2 protein-coding genes are annotated in these 6294 nt (G+C 72.4%); both read left to right on the top strand.

Annotation, left to right across the window (positions count from 1 at the left end; all coding sequences use genetic code 11):
* A partial coding sequence (locus AB0B89_RS34070) for an alpha/beta fold hydrolase (protein WP_358561142.1) occupies positions 1-3919 on the top strand: 3919 nt, incomplete at its 5' end.
* Positions 3916-6294: beta-ketoacyl synthase N-terminal-like domain-containing protein (locus AB0B89_RS34065; RefSeq protein ID WP_358561139.1), on the top strand; the 2379-nt coding region annotated here is incomplete at its 3' end. The genes AB0B89_RS34070 and AB0B89_RS34065, both read left to right, overlap by 4 nt.

The raw sequence follows: 6294 nt of genomic DNA, 5'->3' as shown, positions 1-6294 counted from the left end.
CGACGACCGCAGCACCTTCGTCGACCTCGGGCTGGACTCGCTGCGCCTCACCCAGCTCGCCCACCAGCTGTCGGACCGCCTCGGCCTGCGGTTGCCGCCGACCGTGCTGTACGACCACCCGACGGTCGAGCGCCTGGCGGAGCATCTGGCCGGACAGCAGTCCCTCGACGCACAGCCCGGCACCGCTGCCGCGCAGGAGACCGCCACGGAACCCACCGAGCCGAAACCGCCCGCCCCCACGCCCGCCGGGCGCGACGAGCCCATCGCCGTCATCGGCATGAGCGGCATCTTCCCCGGCTGCCGCTCGGTCGCCGAGTTCTGGGACGCCCTCGCCGAGGGCCGGGACATGGTCAAGCGGCTGCCGGCCGTGCGCTTCGGCGACGCCCCGGCACCTGACGGCCCGGACGACCGCTACCCCTGGATGGGCAGCATCGACTGGGCGGACGAATTCGACGCCGCCTTCTTCGAGTTCGCGCCTAAGGAGGCCCGGACACTCGATCCGCGCCAGCGCCATCTGCTCCAGGAGTGCTGGAAGGCGCTGGAGGACGCTGCCCTGGGCGCGGAGGAGCTCGAGGGCCGCCGCGTCGGCGTGTTCGTCGGCGTGGAGCAGGGCGACTACCAGCTGCTGGTTAAGGACGGCGGCAACGTCACCTCCAACCACGACGGCGTCCTCGCCGCGCGGCTGTCGTACTTCATGGACCTCAAGGGTCCGGTGCTGGCGGTCAACACGTCCTGCTCGTCGGGCCTCGTGGCCCTGCACCAGGCGTGCACGAGCCTGCGGCAGAAGGAGTGCGACATCGCCGTCGTCGCCGCCGCGAACCTCGTCCTCACCCCCGAGGCACTCGCGGCGATGGACAAGGCGGGCATGCTGTCCCCCGAGGGACGCTGCTTCACCTTCGACCGGCGCGCCGACGGCATGGTCCCCGGTGAAGCGGTCACGGCCCTCGTGCTGCGCCCGCTCGACGCGGCCGAGGCGCACGGTGACCCGGTCCACAGCGTGATCGCCGCGAGCGGCCTCAACTACGACGGCCGCACCAACGGCATCACCGCGCCCGCCGGGAAGGCTCAGCGCGAGCTGATCGAGTCCGTCTACGAGCGCGCCGGGATCGACCCGAGGGACCTGGGCCATGTCGTCGCCCATGGCACGGGCACGAAGCTCGGGGACCCGGTTGAGGTGAACGCGCTGCGGGCCGCCTTCCACGCCCGCGGCGCCGCCGGCGAAGGGCAGTTCTGCGCGCTGACGTCGACGAAGACCAACTTCGGCCACACCTTCGCCGCCTCCGGCCTGGTGGGTCTCATGTGCCTGTCGGAGTCGGTTCGCCGGGGCATCATCCCGACGAGCCTGCACTACCGCGACGGGACCGAGTACATCGACTGGGGCGAGAGCCCGTTCTACGTCAACACCGCGACGAAGCCGTGGGTGACGGAGGGCCGGCCGCGCATGGGCGCGGTCAGCGCGTTCGGCATGAGCGGCACCAATGCCCATGTCGTCGTACGCGAGCACACGGCCCCCGCGCCGGTGCGCGCCCCGCGCGCCACCACCCACCTGCTGCCGCTCTCGGCCAAGACCCAGGAGGCACTGGGCGAGCTGGTGGACCGCCTTCTCGACCGGATCGACAGCGGGGACCTGCGGGACGCCGATCTGCCGCAGCTCAACCGGACCCTGTTCAGCGGCCGCCACCACTTCCGGCACCGCTGCGCGGTTGTCGTGGACACCCTCGACGAGGCGGCTGCGCTGTGGCGCGCCTGGCGCGACGGCGGGAGCACGCCTGACCCGGCCTGGTTCGCGGGCACGGTGGCCCGTGACTTCTCCGCGGGTACGGGAGGCGAGGACGTCGCCTCCTGGACCGCCCGGGTCAGGGACGGACAGCTGGACGCGACCGAGCGCAGGACGGCCCTGACCGCGCTGGCGCGGCTCTACGTGGCCGGGCACGACGTGTCCTGCCCGGACGCACTGCCGACCGCCGGACCCCGTCCGACGCGGCTGCGCCTGCCCACGTATCCGTTCGCCCAGAACCGCTACTGGGTACGGCAGGAAGCCGCCTCCGCACCGGCGGCCGCCCACGAGCCCGCCACGCCGCAGGCCCCCTCCGGCCCCGCGCCACAGGGCACTCCCGTCGCGGATGTGCCCCGGCCCGCCCTCAGCGGCGCACCGGCGGCCCGGCGAGTCGTGCTAACCGACGTGACCCGGCTGCCGCACCGGCTCGACGACGCCACCGCACGGCCCCGCCGCGCGGTGACGCTGACCGCGCTGTCCGCCACTGCCGACCCCGCGTCGGAGCAGCCGGCTGCCACGCGCCCGGTCACCCTGGCGCACGACATCCTGGACGACCTGAAGTCGGCTGCGGGCATCGGCTTCGGCGGCATGGTGGCGACCCTGAACCGCACCGGCGTCATGGTGGAGCACCTGGTCCCGTACTCCTCGGACTTCGCCGAGTACGCCGGGCGGTGCGGCGGCGAGGTGCTGGACCTGGGCTGCGCGTACGGCGTCGCCAGCATCGCCGCGCTGGAGCGCGGAGCCCGCGTCGTCGCGCTGGACATGGAGCGCAGGCACCTGGACATCCTCGGACAGCGCGTCAACGACGAGGCCAGGGAGCGGCTGACGCTGAAACGCGGCGTGCTGCCCGACGTCGACTTCGCCGACGGCCGCTTCACGGCGGTCCATGCCGGCCGCGTCATGCACTTCCTCGGTCCCGAGGACGTCCGGCTGACGCTGCGCAAGATGTTCCGCTGGCTGGTGCCGGGCGGGAAGGTGTTCCTGAGCACGGACTCGCCCTACTTCGGCTACTGGGCCTCCAAGGCGGCGGAGTACGAGGAGCGCAGGCGGGCCGGCGACCCGTGGCCCGGCTACATCCCCGATGTCGCGACCCACTTCGACCCGGCGCACGTCGTCGGCGGACCGAGCCTGATCAACGCCCTCGACCCGGAGGTGTTCCGCAGGGAGTGCGAGGCCGCCGGGTTCGTCGTGGAGCGGGCCGGGTACTTCGGCGCGGTCGGCGTGGACCAGGGCGCGTACGGGGCTCCCGGGCCCGACATGGAGCACGTGGGGATCATCGCGCGCAAGCCGGACCATGCCGCCCCGGACGAAGCCGGGGCAGTCGTGCGCAGCGCCGACGGCATCCCCGTCCACCACCGCGTGCGGGGCAGGCGCGGCGCCGCCCCCGCCCTGGTGTTCGTCCACGGCCTGGGTTGCGACCAGTCGTACTGGGACCGCCAGGTCGAGCACTTCGCCGAGGACTTCACCGTGGTCACCCTCGACCTCGCCGGGCACGGCTGGTCCGGGCGCGACCGGCGGCGCTGGACCGTCGAGGCGTTCGCAGCCGACGTGGCTGCCGTCGTCGACCACGTCGGTGCCCAGGACGTGATCCTCGTCGGTCACTCCCTGGGCGGGCCCGTCATGCTGGCCGCGGAGCCCCTGCTGGGCGGCCGGGTCCGGGGCATGATCGGCGTGGATACACTGCACACCTTCGACCCGCGGCCGCTCAGCGAGGCCCAGATCGACCGGTTTGTACGGACTTTCGCCGAAGATCCCGTACGTGCCGAGGAGCTGTTCCCCGGCACGCGCCGGGCGGACCTGGTCGAGCTGGTGGAGCGGACGCGGGCGCACGTGGGCGCGGAGATCGTGTCGGCGGCGTTCCGGGAGATGCTGATGTACCTTCAGCGGCTGCCCCGGAACCCCGGCGTTCCGCTGGCCCTGGTCAACTCGACCTCCTGGATGCCAACGGACACGGACTCGGCCGCGCGCCGCGGGGTCGACGTCGAACTCGTCGAGGGCGTCGGGCACTTCGCGATGCTGGAGGACCCCGACGCGCTCAACGCATCGCTGACCAGGCATATCCGCCGCATCACCGGCACCACCCCGGGACGCGCTTCCGTCCCCGGCGGGCGAGCCGAGGCGAACGGGGGCGCGGAACGATGACACGACCGTCAGGTACAGAGATCCGCACCAAGAGTGACCTGCGGCGGTTCTTGCGAGAGACGCTGGGCGGCGTTCTGGGAACCGATCCGGCCTCCAGCCCCGACAACCTCCCCCTCGTGGAGCTGGGACTGGACTCGATCTCCTGCGTCGTGTGGCTGCGCGAGATCAACCGGACCCTCGGGCTGTCCCTCACAGTGGCCGAAGTGTGCGGTCACCCCACGTTCGGCGAGCTGGCCGCCCTGATCGGGGGCCTCATGGGAGATCTGATGAGTGCCGTCACCCCCCGGCCCTCGGCCACCCGCGTTCAAGACGCGGGGGCGCGCGACGCCATCGCCGCCTATCTGCGGAAGAGCCTCGCGGACGAGCTGGAGCTGCCCGCGTCGGACGTCGCCGACGACGTGCCCTTCGTTGAAATCGGCCTGGACTCGATCACCGGCGTGACGTGGACGCGCAAGCTGAACACGCACTTCGGGCTCGCGCTCTCCGCCACGCAGGTCTACAGCCACCCGACGGTTGCGGACCTGGCCGCGCACGTGGCCGCCTGCCTGCACGGCACGGACGGCGAACCCGCCGCCCCGGCCGCGGACGCCGCACCCGCGGACGCCGCACCCGCGTCCGGCTCCGCCGAGGACGCGCTGGCCGTGTGGCTCCGGGCGAGCCTCGCCAGGGAACTCGAACTCGGCGAGTCCGACATCGACGACGACACACCGTTCGTCGAACTGGGCCTGGACTCCATCACGGGCGTCACCTGGACGAGGTCCGTCAACACCCGCCTGGGGCTCTCGCTCTCCGCGACTACGGTGTACGGCCACCCGACCATCGCCGAGCTGGCCGCGTACCTGACGCGAGAACACGGGGCGTCGCTCCCCGAGGCGGAGACGGAGTCGGAAGCACAGGCCAGGGCCACGGCCACGCCCGAGCCCGCCGCTGCCGAGGAGACGGCCCCGGCCGGGCCCCCGGTGTCCCCGACGCCCACCGCTTCCGCCGGCACCCCGCGCCCGTCCGTCGACCTCGTCGACATCGCCGTCGTCGGCATGTCCGGCGCCTTTCCCAAGGCCGCCGACCTCGACGAGTTCTGGGCCAACATCGTCGCCGGCCGTGACTGTGTGACCGAGGTGCCGCCGTCCCGGTGGGACGTGGGCCGTTTCTACGACGAGCGGCCCGGGACGCCCGGCAAGTCGTACAGCAAGTGGATGGGCGTACTAGAGAACGCGCACCACTTCGACCCCCTGTTCTTCAACATCTCGCCCAGCGAGGCCGAGGTCATGGACCCGCAGCAGCGCCTGCTGCTGCAGGAGAGCTGGCGCTGCGTCGAGGACGCCGGTCACAACCCCGAGACGCTCTCGGGCACGCGCTGCGGCGTCTTCATCGGCTGCTCGGTCAACGGCTACGGCGGCCGGGTCGACGAGAGCGGGCTGAGTGCCCATCAGAACCTGGGCACCAATAGCGCGATCATGGCCAGCCGGATCTCGTACACCCTGAACCTCAAGGGCCCGTGCCTGTCCATCGACACCTCGTGCTCGTCGTCGCTCGTGGCGCTCGCCGCCGCCTGCGACAGCCTCTGCCTGGGCGACAGCGACACCGCCCTGGCCGGCGGCGTCTGGGTCATCCCGGGCACCGGGGTCCACGTGGCGATGAGCCAGCTGCGGGCGCTGTCGCCCACCGGGCGTTGCCACGCCTTCGACGAGCGGGCGGACGGCTTCGTCCCCGCCGAGGGCGTCGGCATGCTCCTGCTGAAGCGGCTCCCGGACGCCCTGACGGACGGCGACCGGATCCATGCCGTCATCAAGGGCTGGGGCGTCAACCAGGACGGCCGCTCCAACGGCATCACCGCCCCGAACGCCGAGGCCCAGGCCGAACTCCAGCGGCGGGTGTACGACAGGTTCGGCATCGACCCGGCCGACATCGAGCTGGTCGAGGCGCACGGCACGGGCACGGCACTCGGCGACCCCGTGGAGATCGACGGCCTCGTGCGGAGCTTCGGCGCCCACACCGACCGGACCTCGTACTGCGCCATCGGCTCGGTCAAGAGCAACATCGGGCACAGCGCCTGCGCCGCGGGCGTCGCGGGCACCCTCAAGGCCGTACTCGCCCTGAAGCACCAGACGCTGCCTCCGACCATCCACTACGACCGTCTGAACGCGCACATCGACCTGAGCGGCACGCCGTTCTACGTGAACACCGAGGAACGCGCCTGGCCGGGCCGGGGCAAGCTCCGCCTCGCCGCGGTGAGTTCCTTCGGCTACAGCGGGACCAACGCCCATCTCGTGCTTGCCGAGGCCCCGTCGAGCCCGGCGCACCGCGACGAGCGGGACGCGCCCGGCGCACGGCTCGTCGCCTTGTCGGCGCGTACCGACGCACAACTGCGGGAGCAG

The organism is Sphaerisporangium sp. NPDC049002 (genome assembly GCF_040649355.1).
Classification (GTDB): domain Bacteria; phylum Actinomycetota; class Actinomycetes; order Streptosporangiales; family Streptosporangiaceae; genus Sphaerisporangium.
This window is presented reverse-complemented; position numbering and strand designations above follow the sequence as displayed.